Genomic DNA, 18525 nt, shown 5'->3' with positions numbered 1-18525 from the left:
GTCTACATCTTGCGGGAGTAGGAGCGGACCGCCAGCGGAGCGAAGATCAAGACGACGATCACGCAGCCGATGACCGCCCAGCCGACCTCGGCCGTCACGGCCCCGTCGTTGAGCAGGTCCCGCACCGCGGAGACGACGTGCGACACCGGGTTGACCTTCACGAACGCCTCCAGCCAGCCGGGCAGCGTCTCGGCGGGGACGAAGGCGTTGGACAGGAAGGTGAGCGGGAACATGATCATCATCGAGATGCCCTGGACACTCTGCGCCGAACGCGCCATCGTGCCCAGCCAGGCGAAGATCCACGCCAGCGACCAGCCGGCGATCACGGTCAGTGCGACGCCGCCGATGCAGCCGAGCACCCCGCCGCCGGGGCGGTAACCGATGAACAGGCCGGTGACGAGCGTCAGCACCGACGCGATGCCGTAACGGATCAGGTCGGCGATCATCGGGCCGGCCAGGGGAGCGATCCTTGCGATCGGCAGGGACTTGAAGCGGTCGAAGACCCCCTTGTCCATGTCCTCACGCAGCTGTACGCCTGTTGCCATGCAGACGGTCAGGGCCGTCTGGGCGAGGATGCCGGGGATCAGCACCGGGAGGTAGTTCGACACGCTGCCGGAGATCGCGCCGCCGAAGATGAACGCGAACATCGCCGTGAACAGCAAGGGCTGGATGAGGACGTCGAAGAACTGCTCGGGTTTGCGGCGCATCTTCTTCAGGGCTCGCCATGCCATCGCCAGGACCTGAACCCCGGTTTCCTGAAGCGAGTTGCGGGGCGTGGTACGGGCGACCACGGTGGACGGGTCGATGCGCTGGGGGTTGATGGTGGTCGGGGTCATGGTTCTCGTGGTCATCGGGCCGCCTCCATCTGAGGTGTGTCGGCGCCGTGGCCGGTCAGCGCCAGGAAGACTTCGTCCAACGTCGGCTTGGCGACGCTTACCGAGGAGATGCCGAGGCCTGCTTCTCGCAGGCCGATCAGGACGTCCGCGGCCCGGTCGGCGTCGGGGAGGGGGATCTTCATGCGTCCTGATTCCGGGGTCAGGATCGGGTCCTCACCCAGCAGCCGGCGGACGACGTTCGCGGCCAGGGCGATGTCGGCGGCGTCCGCGAGGCTGAGCTGCAGGGTTGAGTCGCCGACCTGGGTCTTCAGGGCGTCGGGAGTGTCTTCGGCGACCTTCCGGCCTCGGTCGATTACGGCTACGCGGTCGGCCAGCTGGTCGGCCTCGTCCAGGTATTGGGTGGTGAGGAGGATCGTGGAACCATCGGTGACCAGCTCACGGATGGTGTCCCACATCTGGCCTCGGGTTCTTGGGTCGAGGCCGGTTGTGGGCTCGTCCAGGAAGATCAAGGGTGGGCGGGTGATGAGGCTTGACGCCAGGTCCAGGCGGCGGCGCATGCCGCCGCTGAACTGGGACAGGGGGCGGTCGGCCGCCTCCTGGAGGTCGAAGCGTTCGAGCAGGTCACCGGCGATTGTCTTGGCTCGGGTGCTGGTCAGGCCCTGGAGGCGGGCGAACAGCCACAGGTTCTCCGTGGCGGTCAGGTCCTCGTCCACCGAGGCGTACTGGCCGGTGACGCCTACCAGCTGCCGGATGCGGTGGGGTTCCCGCCGGACGTCGACGCCGAAGATCTCCGCATGGCCGCCGTCGATCGCGAGCAGGGTGGCGAGCATCCGGAGCATGGTGGTCTTACCTGCTCCGTTGGGGCCCAGGACTCCGAAGATCTCGCCTTGCCGTACGTGAAGGTCGATTTCGTCCACGGCCCGGAAGTCTCCGAAGTTCTTGACCAGACTGTCGGCCCGGACGGCACTGAGGTCCGCCATGACGCGTCTCCTCTCTCCGCCGGGTACCTCCCGGCGTCTGAAGAGAGCTTCTGCGTTGTCGGCTTCATCGCGGCTTCAGCCTGGTTTCACCTCTGACCTGGCGGTTTCACCGGCTCCCACCACTACGGCGAGTGGTGGCACCCTCTAGTCATATCGTAGTCAATTACGTAGACTAACCGCCTTGCTAAGTGGGACAGGAGAAACGTATGCGCGAATATGACATCGCGGCTATTCCAGGTGACGGCATTGGCCAGGAGACCGTCCCTGCCGCCCGGCGGGTGCTTGACGCCCTGGCCGGCCCGCACGGTTTCCGGCTGCGCTGGACCGACTACCCCTGGGGGTGCGCGTACTACGGCGAGACCGGCCGAATGATGCCGGAGGACGGCTTGGAGCGGCTGGCCGGGGCGGACGCCATCCTGCTCGGCGCCGTCGGCGCGCCGGATGTGCCGGACCATGTCTCGCTGTGGGGGCTGCTCGTGCCGATCAGGCGGCGCTTTGACCAGTACGTCTCGCTGCGCCCGGCCCGTCCGCTGCCGGGTACGCGCCTGCCGCTGCGCGATGACCGGCCCTTCGACGTCGTAGTGGTGCGCGAGAACACCGAGGGCGAGTACAGCCAGATCGGCGGCAGGATGTTCACCGGCACGCCGGAGGAGTTCGCGGTGCAGGAAGCCGTCTTCACCCGCCGGGGCGTGGAACGCATCGCCAGGTACGCGTTCGAGTTGGCCGAGCGACGCTCAGGCAAGGTGGCCTCGGCGACCAAGTCCAACGGCATCGTGCACACCATGCCGTTCTGGGACGAGGTGGTGGAGGAGGTCGCGCGGGACCACCCCGGCGTCGAACTGACCCGCTACCACGCCGACGCCCTGGCCGCGCTGCTCGTCCTGAACCCCCGGCGCTTCGACGTCATCCTCGCCTCGAACCTGCTCGGCGACATCCTCAGCGACCTCACCTCCGCGCTCGCCGGCGGCATCGGGATCGCGCCTTGCGGCAACATCGACCCGACCCGGCGGCATCCGTCCATGTTCGAACCGATCCACGGGTCGGCCCCGGACATCGCCGGCACCGGGACCGCCAACCCGATCGGGCAGATCTGGTCCGCCGCGATGATGCTGGAGCATCTGGGCGAGACCGTCGCCGCGGCGCGGCTCACCAAGGTGCTCGAACAGACCGTGCTCGCGGGCGACGTGACGCCCGACCTGGGCGGCGCCCTGTCCACCGATGAGGTGTGCGACGCGATCGTCGAGCGGCTGCGGCACGCGGCCGTGCCGGCATGACGCCGCTGTTCCCCGGCTTCGAGCCGGTTGAGTCCGGCCACGGCGGCGTACGTATCCGGGCGCTCGCGGGCGGGGCGGGACCGCCCGTCCTGCTGCTGCACGGCTACCCGCAGACGCGGGCGATGTGGCACCGGGTGGCGCCGTCGCTCGCCCGGGACCGCACCGTGATCGTCGCCGACCTGCGCGGATACGGTGACAGCGACAAGCCGGAGGAGACGCCCGGAGCGGGGACGTACGCCAAGCGAGCCATGGCCGCCGACCAGGTGACCCTGATGCATTCGCTCGGTTTCACGCGTTTCGCGGTCGCCGGCCACGACCGGGGCGGGCGGGTGGCGCACCGGATGGCACTCGACTTCCCCGAGCGCGTGCACGCGCTCGCGGTGCTGGACATCGTGCCGACGCTGCACATGTTCGAGAACGTGGACCGGGAGATGGCGTCGAGCTACTTCCACTGGTTCTTCCTGTCCCAGGGGTCCGGCCTGCCGGAGCGGATGATCCTGGCCGACCACCGTGCCTGGCTGCGCAGCCGATTCGCGGGACGGCACGCGGGCGCCTGGCCCTTCGACGAACGCGCCATGGCCGAATACGAGCGCTGCTTCGACGAGGCCACGATCCGGGTGTCGTGCGCCGACTACCGCGCCGCCGCCGGGATCGACCTGGACCACGACCGCGCGGACCGCGACCGACGCGACCTGGTACGGGTGCCCGTGCTCGCGCTGTGGGGCGCGCACAGCTACGTGGGCCGCAACTTCGACGTGACCACCGTCTGGCGGGAGTACGCGGAGCAGGTCGAGGGCGTCGCCGTGCCAGCGGACCACTACGTCTGCGAGGAAGCGCCGGCAGAGGTGATCGAGGCCCTGTCCGGCTTCTGCGGCGGGAGCGATGCGCGATGACGTCCACCGACCGGCCCGTACGCCGGCTCGCCGAACTGGCCGCTATCGAGTCGCCCTCCCGGGACCGTGCCGGGCTCGAGGCGTGCTACGACCTGCTCACCGAGTGGGCGCCGCCCGGCCTGGGGACGCCCGTGCGCGTGCTCCGCGACGGCGTTCCCCATCTGTACTGGGAGGGACGCCCCGCCGCCGGAAAGCCGGTGCTGCTCCTGGGACACGCCGACACCGTGTGGCCGCGCGGGACGCTGGCCGGCTGGCCGTGCCTGGTGCGGGACGGGCGGGTCACCGGACCCGGGGTGTTCGACATGAAGGCCGGGCTCGTGGTGGCGATGGAGTCGATGGCCGGGGTGGCCGGCGGCGTACGGATGCTGGTGACCGGGGACGAGGAGGTCGGCTCGCCCACCTCCCGGGAGCTGCTGGAGGAGGTGGTGCGCGAGTGCTCGGCGGTGCTGGTGCTGGAGCCGAGCGCCGACGGCGCGGTCAAGACGGCCCGCAAGGGGTGCGCGATCTACCAGATCACGATCGAGGGGCGCGCGGCCCACGCGGGCCTGGAGCCCGAGCGCGGCGTCAACGCCCTGGTGGAGCTCGCCCACCAGGTGCTGGCCATCGCGGCCCTGGGCGACCCCGAGCGCGGCACCACGGTCACCCCGACCGTCGCCATGGCGGGAACGACCGTGAACAGCGTCCCGGAGAGCGCGCGCATCGACGTGGACGTACGGTCCTGGCACCTGGAGGAGCTGCGCCGGGTGGACAGGGCGCTGGGAGAGCTGCGCCCGCGCCTGCCCGAGGCCGCGATCCTGCGTGCCGGCGGCATCAACCGGCCGCCGCTGGAACGCGAACTGTCGGCCGGCCTGCTGGAGACGGCCAGGCGGGTGGCACGCACGGCGGGACTGCCGCCGCCGGCCGAGGCGCGGGTCGGCGGGGCCTCCGACGGCAACTTCACCGCGGCCCTCGGCGTCCCCACCCTGGACGGTCTGGGCCCTCTGGGCGGGGGCGCGCACGCACGGCACGAGTGGGTTGACGCCCGCGCGTTCGGCGAGCGCGTCGCGCTGGTGGCAGGCGTGATCAGCGCTCTGGTTCCGCCGCCGGGCTGACCGCGTCGCGCTCGGCGCGCGCGCGGTTCGCGCGCAGTTCGATCGCGTCGAGGTAGAGCTCGACCGCCAGGTCGAAGATGCGCGGGTCGCCGATGCGGGCGAGGTGCTCGGCCATCGAGGAGATGACCGGGAACTCCTCGGCCGCGAGCTGGCGGTATTCCACCTGCCAGGCCAGCTCGTCGCGGACCCGGCTCTCCGGGTCCAGGGCCATCAGGCCGGCCTCCATGGCCGACAGCGACCGTACGACGTTGCCGAAGACCCGCAGGTGCAGGGCCGCCTCCTCCGGGGGCAGGCCGGCGCGCAGCAGCGCGTCCAGGGCGAACTCGACGTTGGCGAACTCGGTGGGCCTGCGGGTCGTGCGCGCGGCCATCTGGAGGGCGAACTCGGGGTAGCGCATGAAGTGCTCGTGGACGCGTTGCGCGATCGTCCGCAGGTCGTCACGCCAGGAGTCGGTCTTCTTCAGCGTGCCGCCGTACGAGCGTGCCCGCAGGTTGTCGATGAGCTCCAGCACGAGCTCGTCCTTGTCACGGAAGTGCCGGTAGATCGAGGTCGGATGCGCGTCGAGCTCCTTGCCCAGGGCCTGGAAGGTCAGGCCGTCCAGGCCGTCACGCGTCGCGACCTTCTCCGCCGCGGCCACGATGATCTGCCGGCTGAGGCTGTCGCGGGCCCTGCGCGTACGCCCCGTCGGGGCGCTCTTGGGTTCGCGGTGTGAGCTGGTCCCCACTTGGTTCCTTCCTCGTCACTACCTACTCGTCCTGACGATGCCCAAACACCGGCCTAAGCGCAAGTCATCGTCATTGACTATGACTTTGCCTAGGCGTATTGCTATCGAAACACGTGCTCCCTACCATATGGGACACCTTCCGCCCATTCGGCGGTGTGCTACAGAAGGCCCGGCTCATGAAGCAATCACACGCATCCCCCTCGAAGACGTCATCACTGCGGGTGACACTGGCCGGTCTGGCCATCCTGTCCGTCCTCGCCGCCGGGTGTTCCGCACCGGCGCAGAACGCCCCCGCCACCCAGCCGGCCGCCGACAAGCCGGTCAGCAAGGGCGGCGGCATCGTCATCGGAGCCGAACAGGAACCCGACTGCACCGACTGGATCGCGACCTGCGGCGGATCCATCTGGGGCAACTACATGATGCACACCACGACCATCCCCAAGGTCTTCGACGTGCGCCGGGTAGGCGAGAACTGGGCCCCGGTCCCCTCGGAGCTCATGACGGCCGAGCCCACGATCACCGACGAGGACCACCCCAAGATCACCTACAGGCTCGACCCCAAGGCCGTCTGGTCGGACGGCGAGCCCATCACCTCCGCGGACCTGAAGTACACGGCGCTCCAGGTGCGCGACGGTAAGGACATCCTCGACAAGACCGGCTACGACCGGATCGAGTCCGTCGAGACCCCCGACCTGCAGACGGCCGTCGTCACCCTCAAGTCCCGGGTCGCGGGCTGGCGGGTCCTGCTCAGCTCCGGGATCGGCGTACTCCCCGCGCACCTCCTGGAGGGCAAGGACCGCCACGCCATCATGAAGGACGGATACGACTTCAGCGGCGGCCCCTGGAAGATCAAGGAATGGGCGAAGGGCACCTCGGTCACCCTGGTGCCCAACGACCGCTATTGGGGCACCAAGCCCACGCTGGACCAGGTCACCTTCCAGTTCACCCCCGACACCGCGGCGGCCTTCCAGGCGTTCAAGAGCGGGCAGATCGACATGCTGTACCCGACCCCGCAACTGGATGTGATCGAGCAGATCCAGTCCGGCCTGCAGGGCGCCCACTCCCAGGTCGATCCCCAGTCGGGCAACCTGGAGGCGATCTGGATCAACAATGAGGCGTTCCCGTTCACCTCCGCCGCGGTCCGCAAGGCCATCGCCCACTCCATCGACCGCGCCGCCATCGTGAAGCGGCTCTACGGCCCGCTGGGCGTGGACCAACCCGCGCAGAGCTTCCTGTCACCGCTGGTCGGGAAGTACGCCGGATCGTCCTTCTCCGCCTACACGCGCGACCTGGCCAAGGTGGACCAGCTCATGACCGGCGACGGCTGGGCGAAGGACGCCTCGGGCAGCTGGGCCAAGGACGGCCGCACCGCCTCCTTCACCATCGTCTCGCTGGCCGGCAACAAGCGCCGCGAGCTCACCGAGCAGGTGCTCCAGACCCAGCTGAAGGAGGCCGGGTTCGCGATGGACATCAAGAACACCACCGCGGCCGACCTGTTCGGCAAGAAGACCCCGGCCGGGGACTTCGAGATGGGCCTGTGGACCCTGGTCGACTACTTCCCCGATCCCGGCCTGGATGCCTCCTTCGACTCCGCCGCCATCCCCACCGAGGCCAACGGCAACTCCGGCATCAACTTCATGCGCGCCAAGGTGACCGGCCTGGACGACCTGCTCGACGAGGTGGCCACGGAACTCGACGACGAGGCCCGCAAGGCGGCCTCGGTCAAGGCCGACGAGCTCATCGCCGCCGAGGTGCCCTCGATCCCGGTCAGCGCCGTGCCCAACATCCTGCTGTGGGGCGACAAGGTCGGCGGCCCCATCAGCATCAACCCGGCTGAGGGACCGTGGTGGAACCTGGAGCAATGGGGCCTGACGCAGTGACGCCCGCGGGAGCGTCCGGAGGCCCGTCGTGCTGACCTTCGCGGGGCGGCGCCTGCTGTACTCACTGCCGGTGGTGGTCCTCGCGTCGTTCATCCTGTTCGTCGGGGTGCGCGCCACGTTCGACCCCCTGGCCAAGCTGCGGCAGGGCCGCGACCCTGCCGTCGTGGCGGAGCAGGTGGCCCGCCTCGGTCTTGACCGCTCGATCGTCGAGCAGTACGGCCTGTGGATGAAGGCGTTCCTCACCGGCGACTGGGGGATGAGCACCAGGACCGACGGCGCCGTCCTGCCGATGGTCGCCTCGGCCTTGGGCACGACAATCCAGCTCATCGTGTGGGGTGTGCTGTTCGCCGCGCTGCTGGCACTGGCGATCGGCGTCTACTCCGCCGCGCGGCAGTACTCCGCGGGCGACCACCTGTTCACCGGTCTGTCCTACCTGGGCGTCGCCCTGCCGCCGTTCTGGTGCGGCCTCATCCTGATCCAGGCGCTGTCGGTGTGGCCGCGCCAGCAGTTCGGCCTGGCCGAGCCGCCGCTGTTCTTCATCGGCCTGCACTCCCCCGGGCACAGCGGGTTCGACGCCGACTACTTCCGCCACCTGGCCCTGCCGGTCCTCACGCTCACCGTGGGACTGGTCGCGAGCTGGTCGCGCTTCAGCCGGGCCGCGCTGCTGGAGGCGCTGTCCAGCGACTACGTGCGCACGGCCCGCGCGAAAGGGGTGCCGCGCGGGCGGGTGTTCATCCGCCACGCGCTGCGCAACTCGCTGGCGCCGTTCGTCACGGTCGTGGCCCTGGACTCGGCGATCCTGGTCGGCGGGCTGGTGGTGACCGAGCAGATCTACGCCATCCCCGGCATGGGACGGCTGTTCCTGGACTCCTTGATCGCGGGCGACGTGTTCGTCCTGCTCCCGTGGATGCTCATCACCGCCCTGGCCATGATCCTGCTCAACCTGCTGGCCGACATCGGGTACGCCGCGCTCGACCCCCGGGTGGCGCTGCGATGACCGCCGAACCCATGGCCGTACCCGCCGACCCGAGCCTGCCCCGCCTCACCGTCGGCCGCTTCGCCCGGCACCGGGTCGCCATGCTCGGGCTGCTCGTGCTGCTGACCCTGCTGGTGGCCTGCTTCGGCGCCGAGTGGGTCGCGCCCCATCCGCGCAACGCCCAGGACCTGCTGCTCGGGGCCACGCCTCCCGCGCCGGAGCACTGGCTCGGCACCGACGACCTGGGCCGCGACTACCTGAGCGAGATCCTTTACGCCGGCCGGCTCTCCCTGGCGATCGGCCTTTCCGTGGCCGTGCTGTCCACCGCCATCGGCACACTGCTCGGCGCGATCGCCGGATACGCCCGCGGCTGGGCGGATGAGTTGATCATGCGGGTGACCGACCTGTTCCTGATCGTGCCGGCCATCGCCGTCCTGGCCATGGCGCTGCAGGGGCTCGGCTCCTCCCCGCTCACGATCATCCTGGTGCTGACCGGCATCGGCTGGACCACGATCGCCCGCGTCGTCCGCTCGCAGGTGCTCAGCCTGCGGGAGAAGGAGTTCATCGAGGCCGCCCGGGTCCTCGGCGCCTCCGACCTGAGGATCATCGTCCGGCACCTGCTGCCGAACCTGGTCGGCGTGATCGTGGTCAACATGTCCCTGGCGGTCGCGGCCGCCATCATCCTCGAATCGACGCTCAGCTTCCTCGGCTTCGGCGTCCAGCCGCCCGAGTCGAGCTGGGGCAACATGCTCAGCCAGGCCGCGGGCCTCATCGGCACCACCAAGGTTTACCTGCTGTACGCGCCGGGGGTGGCGATCCTGCTCACCGTGCTCGCGGTGAACTTCGTGGGCGACGGGCTCCGCGATGCCTTCGACGTGCAAAGGAGGCGACGATGACGGACGTGCTCACCGTCCACGACCTGACCGTCCGCTACCAGGGCGACGCCGGCTTCGTCACGGCCGTGGAGGGGCTGACCTTCACCCTCGGCGCGGGGCAGACGCTCGGCATCGTGGGCGAGTCGGGCTCGGGCAAGAGCGCCGCCTCGACGGCGATCATGGGCCTGCTGCCCGGCTCCGCGCGGGTCACCGGCTCGGTCCGGCTCAACGGCAGGGAGCTGCTCGGGCTGGGCGAACGCGAGCTGCGCGACGTACGCGGGCGCGACATCGCGATCATCTTCCAGGACGCGCTCGCCGCGCTGAATCCGATGATGACGATCGGCGCGCAACTGGTCGAGGCGATGGACGTGCACGACCGGGCCGCGCCCGCCAGGGCGCTGCGCGAGCGGGCGGCCGAGCTGCTGGACCTGGTCGGCATCCCCTCCCCTGCCACGCGGCTGGGCCAGTACCCGCACGAGTTCTCCGGCGGGATGCGCCAGCGCGTGCTGATCGCGATGGGCATCGCCAACGAGCCGGACGTGCTGATCGCCGACGAGCCCACCACAGCCCTGGACGTGACCGTGCAGGCCCAGGTCCTGGACACTATCCGGCGCGTGCAGGACCGCACCCGGACCTCGGTGGTGCTGATCACCCACGACCTCGGCGTCGTCGCCGGGCTGGCCGACCGGGTGCTGGTGATGTACGCCGGCCGCAAGGCGGAGGAAGGGCCGGTCGAGTCGATCTTCTACCGGCCCTCGCACCCCTACACGGCCGGGCTGCTCGGCTCCCTGCCACGCGTCGACCGGCGGATGGCCCGGCTTCCGTACATCCCGGGGCAGCCTCCCTCGCCTGCCGCGCGCATGGCCGGGTGCCGGTTCCTGCCCCGTTGCGAGCACGCCGAGCCGGCCGCGTGCGGCGTGGGCGAGCCGCGCTACCTGGAGGTGGGCGAGGGACACGCCACGGCATGCGTACGGGTCCACGAGATCGAAGGGATGGGCCGGTGAGCGCACCCGCCGTCGACGTCACCGGCCTGGTGGCGGAGTACCGTCTTGGCGGCCGTCGCCGCCGTACCCCCGCCCCCGCGGTCCAGGCGGTGTCCGGGGTCGGCTTCACGGTGCCGCGCGGACGCACGCTCGGCCTGGTGGGCGAGAGCGGGTGCGGTAAGAGCACCCTGGCACGGTGCCTGGTCAGGCTGATGACCCCCGCGCACGGGCGGGTCCTGGTCAACGGCGCGGACATCGCCACCGCGCGCGGCCGGGAACTGCAGGAACTGCGCCGCCAGATCCAGCTCGTCTTCCAGGACCCCTACGCCTCGCTGAACCCCCGCCTGAGCGTACGATCCGCGCTCACCGAACCGCTGGCCATCCACGGCCTGCACGCCGGACGCCGGGAGGAGCGGGCGCGCGAACTGCTCGACCTGGTCGGCCTCGACCCCGCGCACGCGGGACGCTTCCCCGGAGAGTTCTCCGGCGGGCAGCGGCAGCGGGTCGGGATCGCCCGCGCACTCGCCGTCGAGCCCGGCATCCTGGTGCTCGACGAGCCGGTCAGCGCGCTGGACGTCAGCGTGCAGGCCGGCGTGCTCAACCTGCTGCGGGACCTGCAGGACGAGTTCGGCCTGACCTACGTCTTCATCGCCCATGACCTGTCGGTGGTGCGGCACATCAGCGACGAGGTCGCGGTGATGTACCTCGGCCGGATCGTCGAGCAGGCACCGGCCGACGCCCTGTACGACGCGCCGCGTCACCCCTACACCCACGCGCTGCTGTCCGCGGTGCCGATCCCCGACCCCCGGGCCGAGCGCGCCCGTACCCGCATCGTGCTGGGCGGCGACCCGCCCAGCCCGGTGTCCCCGCCCTCGGGCTGCCGCTTCCGCACCCGCTGCTGGAAAGCCCGCGACGTGTGCGCCACCGACGTGCCTCCGCTGACCGACGCCGGCGACGGGCACCGGGTGGCCTGTCACTTCCCCCAGAGTTGAAAGGAGATCGAGTGATGGCCCCAGGCTGGCACCGATTCTTCGACGCGCGGCAGTGCCTGTCGCTGCGGCGTGGCCGCGGCCTGAGCCGCGACCTCGAACTGTCGCTCGATGACACCCCCACGCGGGAGGCCCTGTCCGTGTGGGACGTACGCGAGAACCTGACCCGGCCCGTGACCGGCAAGATCGGGGACGCGAGCCAGGCCGTGCTCACCGCGGGCGGCGACGCCGTGCTGAGCCACCACGCCGACGACGGCTCGGAGATGGGCCACGTCATGGTGACGCCCCTCGACGGCGACGGCGTCCGCGACCTGACGCCGGAACTGCCGCCCTACACCCTGCGCGGGCTCGACGTCGCGCGGACCGGCCACCGGGCGGTCATCACGGCCGTGTGGTCGGCCGGGTTCAGCCTCTGGCTCGTCGCCGACGACGGCAGCGAGGCCCCCCGCCGGTTGTTCTCCTCGCCGAACGAGGCGTGGAACGGCCTGATCTCCGCCGACGGGGCCCTGGCCTGCCTGGACACCACCGACCACAACCCCGGCGTACGCCGCTTCGCCGCGACCGTGATCGACGCCGCGACCGGGAAGTCGCTGGCCATGCTGTCCGACGGCCCGGAGGCGCCGGTGCGCGGCCTGCGGTTCTCCGCCGTGCCCGGCGACCCGCGCCTGCTGCTCAGCACCGAGCGGACCGGATTCGCCCGGCCTTGCGTGTGGAACCCGCTCGACGGCGCCCGCCTCGACGTCACCGCGCCGGGCATCGAGGGCGACCTCGTCCCGCTGGACTGGTCCGACGACGCGTGCCGGGTGCTGGCGGCGCACGTCGACGCGGGCGTGCACCGGCTGTACGAATGGGACATCCGCACCGGAGAACTGGCACCGCTTGACCACCCGCCGGGCGCCTACTTCGAACCCGACATCGCCGTGGCGCACCAGTACATGTGGGCCTCGCACTACGGCGCGGACGGCAGGGTACGGCTGCTGCGCCAGCGCTTCGACCTGCCCCTGACGGTTCTGCGCCTCAACCGGGCCACCGGAACGGCCATGCCGGTCCGCACGCCCGCCGCCCACCCACCGGGCGTCCCCGCCCGCTCAGAAACGGTGCGCTCGGCCGACGGCACCGCCATCCAGCTCTGGACGTGCGCGCCGCCCGGCGTCGGCCCCGCCCCGCTGGTCCTGTACCTGCACGGCGGGCCCAACATGGTCACGGTGGACGGCTACAACCCGCAGGCCCAGGCCTGGCTCGACCTCGGCATCGCGTACGCCGCGCTGAACTACCGCGGCTCGGTCACCTTCGGCCGGGCCTTCCGCGAGGAGTTCCAGCGATCGATCGGCGACCGGGAACTGGAGGACGTACGCGCCGCCGTGGACCACCTCGTGGCGCGAGGCGTGGCGGACCGGGACAAGGTGTTCGTCACCGGCATCTCCTACGGTGGCTACCTCTCGCTGCTGGCCATGGGCCGCATGCCGGGCCTGTTCGCCGGCGCGCTGGCGTTCGTGCCGATGACCGACTGGGAGGCGGCGTACGAGGAGATGAACCCCGCCCTGCAGAGCGCGTGGCGCGCCTTCCTCGGCGGCAGCCCCGCCGAGGCGGCGGGAGCCTACCAGCGGGCCTCGCCGATCACCTACGTCGAGCAGGTGCACGGCCCGGTGTGGATCCGGCACGCCACCAACGACACCCGGTGCCCCCCGCGGCAGGCCTACGACTACGCGCGCGCCCTGGAGCGGGCCGGCGGCGACGTCGTGCTCGACTGGTTCCACGGCGGCCACGAGACCACCAGCAAGGACAAGGCCCTCGGCGACCAGCAGCGCATGATCGACCTTGTGAGCGCGACGCTACGCGGCGAACGATGGTCGACAAGCCGTGTGAGCCCACCGCCTCATACCGACCCTCCACCCGGGTCCGTCCAATAATCGGAAACCCACCCCCCAGCAGCCACGCAATAGCATCCGACCATGGACACACCGTCTGATCTCAACCGCGCGTTGGACGCTCTATACGCGGCCTTCTCTCGGTTTCAGCTTCCAGCCAAGACAGACGTGTGTGACCACTGCGTGTCAGCGGAACAGGTTCGCGCGACGCGCGCAGCGCCCCTGCGCATGCTCACCGCATCCGCGCTGGGGCCCTACGCCGGTCATGCCATGTCCACATGGGGCGACCTCGACGAGTTCCAGCACTTCCTACCCCGGCTCCTCGAATTGCTCATCCTCGAAGAACTCGACGGCCTCTTCCACGCCGAGTCCCTGATGAGCCGGATCGCCATCAATTGGAGGGACTGGGGACAGCCAGAACAGGAAGCAATCACCGCCGTTGTCGGCGCTTGGTGGCGGCACGCCCTGAACCACCATCCGCGCGACATCAACATCATGACGATGATCGAAGTCATCGCTGATCGCCTGGAGTTGGCCTTGGCCCCGTACCTGGCCGAGTGGGAGTCGAACGCCACCGAGGCAGCGGCCCTCCACATGGCATGGCTCATGCACGACTTCACCCTCAGCGTCGCCCACAACGCCGAGTGGTATGCGCTCCTGGACAACTGGATCACAGGGCCGGCACCTGCGGCGATCCTGGAGCAGGCATTCTTCTCCGCCAGCTCACCGGAAGCGGCCCAGAAGCTTTCTGACGCACTGGAAACTCATCGCATTTGGAGCCAGCCCCATAACTACAGCGAATAGCGCCTCCGCCGGAGCCACGGCTCCAGGGGTGATTACGCGGGTTCGATTCCCGTCACCCGCTCTCACGAGAATCCCCGCTGGTGCGAAACGACCTAGCCGACAGCACTCGCTCTCGTAGGGTGCGTGTTATGAACATGGTGCGTCAGGTGATCGTGTTCGACGCGGCTGACCTACGTGCCGAGAGCGCGTTCTGGGCTGGCATTCTCGGCGGGCACGTCTTCGAAGACGACGACTGGCACAGCGTCATCGACGCCGCTGGAGAGTGGCGGATCGGCGTGCAACTGGCGCCGAACCATGTTCCGCCCGACTGGCCGCATGGGACTCCCCAACAAGTACATCTCGACCTCCATGTCGACGACCCGCGAGCCGCGCACGAAGAAGCAATCTCCCTCGGCGCCCGGCTGCTCCAACCAGTTCCTGATCTCGATGCCGCCGAGGGACACCGGGTGTACGCGGACCCGGCCGGGCACCCGTTTTGCATCGGCTGGGGACACCCCTCCCGAGAGACGATCGCGGCATTCCTCGCCGATCACCTGGGGCGGAGATCCTTGCCTCAGCGGCGGACTCGGTAACGGATGTGGGTCGCCTCTGGCGTGTCGAGTACCCGCACGATGTCCAAACCGACGCGGGACGACAATACGTCGAACAGCCGGCGGCCACCACCGAACAGCACCGGGATCTGGTGGATCTGCAACTCGTCCAGCACCCCGGCTTTCAGCGCCCGCTGGGCTGTGTACCCACCATGCACCAACACGTCCCGGTCCCCGGCGGCGGCCTTTGCCTGTGCCATTACGCTCTCGATCCCATCGGTCACATAGGTCACCAGCGGATAGTTCGCGACCGACGGGCCGGGCGGCCGGGCGAGATCCGCCTGGCCATCGCCAGCTCGGTCAGTCCGTGGAGGTCGCCGAGGGTGCGCTGAACGGCGATTCCCCGGTTGGTCGCGATGCTGGTAGGGGTTTTCGGGAGAAACCGATGATCGCATCACAGCCAACAGGCCTGGGCCAAGGGACAGTTCCTAGACACAGAAACGAACCGCGCATATGCGACAACCCTAAGGGCCGGGTGGGGGCGTGAATATCGAATGAGTTCCGATCCGCCGCCACACCACGTGGGGTTCACCAGGGATCTGTTCCTCTCCGTAGCTGAAAGTGGCCCGCCCGTCACCGTCCCAAGTCATCTCGAACACGCCGGGATGAGCGGTGACGCCCTTCACCCGCAGCCCTGGACGGAAGGGGCGCTCTGGAGCGGCCAGATCAGGAACGAACGCCTCCATCACGACCTTGCGGAACAGAGCCTGTCGTGGCTCGGGAAGTTTCTTCCAGTCTCGCTCGAATCGCGGCGTGGTCTCGAAGGTCGGCATCAGTCGTCCGCCGGCCCCAGCTTGTCCAGGTGAGCGAACATATCCTCCGCGGACTCGTGCTTGGCCCCTCGCCCAAGCCTGATGTCCTCATCAGCCTCCCGCTCTCCCGCCAGCCACTCCGGAGCGAAGAACCAGGCCTGGTCAGTGGGAATGGAGATGTAACCCCGCACAGTGATGGTGCCATCGTCCAGGACCGCGAACTCCACCTCGTCGCCTTCACCGATATGGAGTGCCTGACGAACCTCCTCTGGCAGGGTGAGCTGCGACTTCGCGCGAACCTTCACGCGGGCCCTCAACCGCGGCTCCGGCTGCACCTTGCCCGTGAGCGTCCCCATGACCCACCCACCTCCATCACACCATTCAGATTCTCCGATAATCCGACTCTACCCGCTCACACAATCGCCTACGCATCTGCTCAAAGCCTCCGTCTTAATCCCCCAGGACTACCAAGTGGGCAGGCCAGGCCTGCTACGCACTGACAGCACAGATCCTCTCCGTCTCATCCCGGCTGCCGGTCGTGACGCGCACGTTGCTGTAGTCCCTGTTGTGCCGAATCTTGCCCCGTTCGAACGGCGATCTTCAGGTACGGTGCCGCCAGCCTGCTGGATACACGGACGTACTCCCGATCAGACTGGCCGTCGCGTTCGGCAGACGGGATGAGCAGACCCGGCGGGGCTTGCACAGATGCGCCACACTGGTGAACTCTGCCGTCGTGCTCACCGTGGGTCAGCTTCGTGATTACTTCGAAGGTCTACCCGACGACACTCCCGTAGTGATATCGACGTCCGCCCAGGCGATGAGTACGTACAAGTGGAAGACATCACCACCACGAACGAGGGCCGTGCAGGAAGCCGCACACCCGTCGGTATCGGGCTGGCGACACGTGGCATCCAACGAGAGCTTGGCGAACTACGCGCGGCGCTCTGCTACATCCTGGGCAAGTTCCACAAGGAACCAGGCCCGCAAGGGTTGACGACCATCTCAGTACTCTCCGACCAGGAGATCTTCAAGGAGATCCGTAGGCTCCGCACGATCGCCGAGTCCGTCGAGAGGCACGGCTCCGAACCTTGATCGCCGTGCCATTAGCCCACTGGGCCACGGCTTCGTTCGTGCCCTCGTCGTCGTGCGCCCGCAGAGCAGGGGTGATCACTTTCGGGGCTGCACCTGTAACCCTTCACGCGTATGTTCAGGTCAGTGATTCGTTCTGGATTAAACACCTCTCAGCCTGAATCCACCGCGTGATTTCTTGTGATCATTTTCGGCCAATCCCTCCACGAGGGCCGTTTCTGCTGGTGAAGGCTGGATTTTCGGGCGTGAAAGGACCGCCGCGCGCGGGTCGCGGCCTGTCCAGGAAGTCCTGCGGGTCGGGGGCGGCGCCGCTGGGGCGCGGGTGACCGTGCGCGGTCGTCACAAGCAGGCGGTGACCGGGGTTGGGGGCGGGTCAGGCCACACAGCGGCGAGGTGGACCGTCAAGCGCGTCGAAGACGTTGAGCCAGGCGTCCTGCCAGCGCCAATGTTCAGGCAGATGGAGGGTGAGGTGGCCGCGGCCGTGCCGGGCGATGCGGGCGGGGACGGCGATCAAGTGACGACGCAGCGTCGCCCCGCGTGCTCGGGCGTGGAACGCGCCGGCCAGGCATCCGGCCGCACGGAGCAGATTGTGGGTGAGGGCGGCCAAGGTGAGCCAGGCCGCGTTCGCGGTGAACACGCCGGAGGGCAGATGGGCCAGCGGGCCGTCGATCAGGTCAGCGTTAACCTGCTCCATCACCGCGTGGTCCCGGTGCTGGGCCTCAGCCTGGACCAGGGTGAACGGACTGTCGGTGAAGATCGCGTGGTAACGCCAGGTGGCGAACAACTCCTCCTGGCCGTTCTTGCCCCGCGGATTGAGCCGCTTGACCCGGCGCACGATCAGCCGGGCGGTCACGGCCTGGTTCTTCTTCGACGCGAACGCGGTGTAGGTGATCTCGGCGATCTCAGCATCCGACACCCAGCGCCCGGCCCGCTCATCAAAGACCGCGTTCGGATACTCGATCGTCACCCAAGCCGACTCGGGCATCGCCACGATCGCCGCTTTGATCTTCTTGTCCATCTTCGCGGTGACCGAGAAGGACACGTGGTTGTCCCGGCAGGCGGCGATCACTCTCGCGCTGTAGAACGCCGAGTCCCCGCGCAGCACCACGATGCCGCCGGCGCCAGAACCCGCCCCGGCTTCCTTGGCGGCGGCGATGCTCTCGCGGACGAACGGCTCGGCACCGCGCGCCGAGCCGGTCTTCCCGCCACGCAGCCGGGTGGCGCAGATCACCGGGACAGCCTGCGGCGTGGACACGGTGGCCAGCAGCACGTTGAGGCCGCGGACCAGCACGCTTTTGCCCTGGATCTTGGTGTGCCCGAACCCCGATCCCTGTTTCCGGTAGCCGTAGGTCCGCCGCTGCATCGAGTCGACGTCGATGAAGGCGACCGTTCCCGCATCGGGCAGCATCGGGGTGTGGGAGGCGAGCCGTGCCAGCATCCGCCGGTTCACCTTCTCCAACTGGCGGACATTGCCCCAGGTGGGTGCGCGCAGGAATGAACCAAGCGTGGACGGGGCCCGCACGCCGTCAAACAACTTGCGCATCCCGCCGTGCCGCAGCGCGTCCAAGTCCTCGATGCTGTCGGCGCCGCAGGCCATCCCCGCGATGACCGAGGCGAGCTTGGCGGGCGCGTTGGCCCCGGCCGGACCGGCGATCTGCACGTACTCGCCGACCAGGGCGTCCAAGCCGCACCGCTGGGCCAGGCGCATCACCGGTTCCAGCCCGGCGTACGCGATCATGTGCTCATCGTCGAAGATGGCGTGGGTCTTGGCAGCGGCATGAGAAAATCGCACGTACGAGGTGTCCTTTCCGGCGGGCTGGTTGAAGCGTAGAGAACTCCAATCATCCCAGCTCAGAGGGCACCTCGCTCACATTCAGGGCATTCCCATTAAATTGCGACCTGTGGATCCAGGCTCAGTCAG

At 69.1% G+C, this 18525-nt stretch carries 19 protein-coding genes and 1 pseudogene; 13 read left to right on the top strand and 7 right to left on the bottom strand.

Features of this window, described 5'->3' with window-relative positions:
• Nucleotides 1–2 precede the first annotated feature (2 nt).
• Both Aple_RS04320 and Aple_RS04315 read right to left on the bottom strand, forming a co-directional pair.
• Nucleotides 3–851, bottom strand: coding sequence for an ABC transporter permease (locus Aple_RS04320; RefSeq protein WP_155343151.1), 849 nt, complete (start codon nt 849–851; stop codon nt 3–5).
• On the bottom strand, nt 848–1816 hold the full coding sequence (locus tag Aple_RS04315; protein ID WP_155343150.1) for an ATP-binding cassette domain-containing protein: 969 nt from the start codon (nt 1814–1816) through the stop codon (nt 848–850). Before Aple_RS04315 ends, Aple_RS04320 begins: the two co-directional genes overlap by 4 nt.
• A 206-nt stretch (nt 1817–2022) precedes the next feature.
• On the opposite strand from Aple_RS04315, the gene Aple_RS04310 reads away from it, so the two are divergent.
• From Aple_RS04310 to Aple_RS04300, 3 genes are read left to right on the top strand one after another with little or no spacing between them, the layout of a single operon-like run.
• On the top strand, nt 2023–3090 hold the full coding sequence (locus tag Aple_RS04310) for a tartrate dehydrogenase (RefSeq protein ID WP_155343149.1): 1068 nt from the start codon (nt 2023–2025) through the stop codon (nt 3088–3090).
• Nucleotides 3087–3983, top strand: coding sequence for an alpha/beta fold hydrolase (locus Aple_RS04305; RefSeq protein ID WP_155343148.1), 897 nt, complete (start codon nt 3087–3089; stop codon nt 3981–3983). The genes Aple_RS04310 and Aple_RS04305 overlap by 4 nt, the downstream gene beginning before the upstream one ends.
• Nucleotides 3980–5074, top strand: coding sequence for a M20/M25/M40 family metallo-hydrolase (locus tag Aple_RS04300; RefSeq protein ID WP_155343147.1), 1095 nt, complete (start codon nt 3980–3982; stop codon nt 5072–5074). Before Aple_RS04305 ends, Aple_RS04300 begins: the two co-directional genes overlap by 4 nt.
• Here Aple_RS04300 and Aple_RS04295 read toward each other — a convergent pair.
• Complete coding sequence (locus Aple_RS04295) at nt 5046–5798, bottom strand: TetR/AcrR family transcriptional regulator (protein WP_155343146.1); 753 nt, start codon at nt 5796–5798, stop codon at nt 5046–5048. The genes Aple_RS04300 and Aple_RS04295 overlap by 29 nt on opposite strands.
• Before the next feature lie 176 nt (nt 5799–5974).
• On the opposite strand from Aple_RS04295, the gene Aple_RS04290 reads away from it, so the two are divergent.
• The 8 genes from Aple_RS04290 (at nt 5975) to Aple_RS04255 (ending at nt 14745) form a co-directional block, all read left to right on the top strand.
• Complete coding sequence (locus tag Aple_RS04290; protein WP_155343145.1) at nt 5975–7678, top strand: peptide ABC transporter substrate-binding protein; 1704 nt, start codon at nt 5975–5977, stop codon at nt 7676–7678.
• 28 nt (nt 7679–7706) lie between these two features.
• The gene (locus tag Aple_RS04285; protein ID WP_155343144.1) at nt 7707–8675 is read left to right on the top strand and encodes an ABC transporter permease; all 969 of its coding nucleotides are present in this window, start codon (nt 7707–7709) and stop codon (nt 8673–8675) included.
• A complete protein-coding gene (locus Aple_RS04280; RefSeq protein ID WP_155343143.1) occupies nt 8672–9550 on the top strand; it encodes an ABC transporter permease in 879 nt (292 codons plus the stop codon). Before Aple_RS04285 ends, Aple_RS04280 begins: the two co-directional genes overlap by 4 nt.
• The gene (locus tag Aple_RS52745; RefSeq protein ID WP_155343142.1) at nt 9547–10533 is read left to right on the top strand and encodes an ABC transporter ATP-binding protein; all 987 of its coding nucleotides are present in this window, start codon (nt 9547–9549) and stop codon (nt 10531–10533) included. The genes Aple_RS04280 and Aple_RS52745 overlap by 4 nt, the downstream gene beginning before the upstream one ends.
• Nucleotides 10530–11504 carry an ABC transporter ATP-binding protein gene (locus tag Aple_RS52740; protein WP_246264129.1) on the top strand — a complete coding sequence of 325 codons (975 nt, stop codon included), beginning with the start codon at nt 10530–10532 and terminating at the stop codon, nt 11502–11504. The genes Aple_RS52745 and Aple_RS52740 overlap by 4 nt, the downstream gene beginning before the upstream one ends.
• A gap of 14 nt (nt 11505–11518) precedes the next feature.
• Nucleotides 11519–13411: an alpha/beta hydrolase family protein gene (locus Aple_RS04265; protein WP_155343140.1), complete on the top strand. Its 1893-nt coding sequence runs from the start codon at nt 11519–11521 to the stop codon at nt 13409–13411.
• A 42-nt stretch (nt 13412–13453) separates the two neighbouring features.
• Nucleotides 13454–14173 (top strand): hypothetical protein, encoded by a 720-nt coding sequence (locus tag Aple_RS04260; RefSeq protein ID WP_155343139.1) that lies wholly within the window; start codon nt 13454–13456, stop codon nt 14171–14173.
• A 128-nt stretch (nt 14174–14301) separates the two neighbouring features.
• Nucleotides 14302–14745 (top strand): VOC family protein, encoded by a 444-nt coding sequence (locus tag Aple_RS04255; protein ID WP_155343138.1) that lies wholly within the window; start codon nt 14302–14304, stop codon nt 14743–14745.
• Here the strand turns inward: Aple_RS04255 and Aple_RS04250 are convergent.
• The 3 genes from Aple_RS04250 to Aple_RS04245 form a co-directional block, all read right to left on the bottom strand.
• Entirely contained in the window at nt 14727–14996 is a 270-nt protein-coding gene (locus tag Aple_RS04250) for a dihydrofolate reductase family protein (RefSeq protein ID WP_218038109.1), read from the bottom strand. The two genes, Aple_RS04255 and Aple_RS04250, sit on opposite strands and share 19 nt — an antisense overlap.
• A gap of 231 nt (nt 14997–15227) precedes the next feature.
• Nucleotides 15228–15536, bottom strand: a complete 309-nt coding sequence (locus Aple_RS53105) for a hypothetical protein (protein ID WP_174889791.1) — start codon at nt 15534–15536, stop codon at nt 15228–15230.
• Complete coding sequence (locus Aple_RS04245; RefSeq protein ID WP_155343137.1) at nt 15536–15871, bottom strand: AbrB/MazE/SpoVT family DNA-binding domain-containing protein; 336 nt, start codon at nt 15869–15871, stop codon at nt 15536–15538. The genes Aple_RS53105 and Aple_RS04245 overlap by 1 nt, the downstream gene beginning before the upstream one ends.
• A 362-nt stretch (nt 15872–16233) precedes the next feature.
• On the opposite strand from Aple_RS04245, the pseudogene Aple_RS56705 reads away from it, so the two are divergent.
• Nucleotides 16234–16350 (top strand): annotated as a pseudogene (locus tag Aple_RS56705) (DUF6225 family protein); the annotation flags it as partial.
• Nucleotides 16347–16607 carry a hypothetical protein gene (locus tag Aple_RS04240; RefSeq protein ID WP_155343136.1) on the top strand — a complete coding sequence of 87 codons (261 nt, stop codon included), beginning with the start codon at nt 16347–16349 and terminating at the stop codon, nt 16605–16607. The pseudogene Aple_RS56705 and the gene Aple_RS04240, both read left to right, overlap by 4 nt.
• A gap of 370 nt (nt 16608–16977) precedes the next feature.
• On the opposite strand, the gene Aple_RS04235 is transcribed toward Aple_RS04240, so the two are convergent.
• A complete protein-coding gene (locus Aple_RS04235) occupies nt 16978–18396 on the bottom strand; it encodes an IS1380 family transposase (protein ID WP_155343135.1) in 1419 nt (472 codons plus the stop codon).
• Nucleotides 18397–18525 lie beyond the last annotated feature (129 nt).

The sequence above is a fragment of the Acrocarpospora pleiomorpha genome (assembly GCF_009687885.1).
Classification (GTDB): domain Bacteria; phylum Actinomycetota; class Actinomycetes; order Streptosporangiales; family Streptosporangiaceae; genus Acrocarpospora; species Acrocarpospora pleiomorpha.
The sequence above is the reverse complement of the archived record's forward strand: the minus strand, read 5'-3'. Positions and strand labels throughout refer to the sequence as shown.

What these genes read in the sequence shown, in the direction of transcription:
- Aple_RS04265 (WP_155343140.1), top strand. Translation starts at nt 11,519, where the DNA reads ATGGCCCCAGGCTGGCACCGATTCTTCGACGCGCGGCAGTGCCTGTCG.
- Aple_RS04320 (WP_155343151.1), bottom strand. Translation starts at nt 851, where the DNA reads ATGACCACGAGAACCATGACCCCGACCACCATCAACCCCCAGCGCATC.
- Aple_RS04280 (WP_155343143.1), top strand. Translation starts at nt 8,672, where the DNA reads ATGACCGCCGAACCCATGGCCGTACCCGCCGACCCGAGCCTGCCCCGC.
- Aple_RS04260 (WP_155343139.1), top strand. Translation starts at nt 13,454, where the DNA reads ATGGACACACCGTCTGATCTCAACCGCGCGTTGGACGCTCTATACGCG.
- Aple_RS04290 (WP_155343145.1), top strand. Translation starts at nt 5,975, where the DNA reads ATGAAGCAATCACACGCATCCCCCTCGAAGACGTCATCACTGCGGGTG.
- Aple_RS04310 (WP_155343149.1), top strand. Translation starts at nt 2,023, where the DNA reads ATGCGCGAATATGACATCGCGGCTATTCCAGGTGACGGCATTGGCCAG.
- Aple_RS53105 (WP_174889791.1), bottom strand. Translation starts at nt 15,536, where the DNA reads ATGCCGACCTTCGAGACCACGCCGCGATTCGAGCGAGACTGGAAGAAA.
- Aple_RS04300 (WP_155343147.1), top strand. Translation starts at nt 3,980, where the DNA reads ATGACGTCCACCGACCGGCCCGTACGCCGGCTCGCCGAACTGGCCGCT.
- Aple_RS52745 (WP_155343142.1), top strand. Translation starts at nt 9,547, where the DNA reads ATGACGGACGTGCTCACCGTCCACGACCTGACCGTCCGCTACCAGGGC.
- Aple_RS04315 (WP_155343150.1), bottom strand. Translation starts at nt 1,816, where the DNA reads ATGGCGGACCTCAGTGCCGTCCGGGCCGACAGTCTGGTCAAGAACTTC.
- Aple_RS04245 (WP_155343137.1), bottom strand. Translation starts at nt 15,871, where the DNA reads ATGGGGACGCTCACGGGCAAGGTGCAGCCGGAGCCGCGGTTGAGGGCC.
- Aple_RS04255 (WP_155343138.1), top strand. Translation starts at nt 14,302, where the DNA reads ATGAACATGGTGCGTCAGGTGATCGTGTTCGACGCGGCTGACCTACGT.
- Aple_RS04305 (WP_155343148.1), top strand. Translation starts at nt 3,087, where the DNA reads ATGACGCCGCTGTTCCCCGGCTTCGAGCCGGTTGAGTCCGGCCACGGC.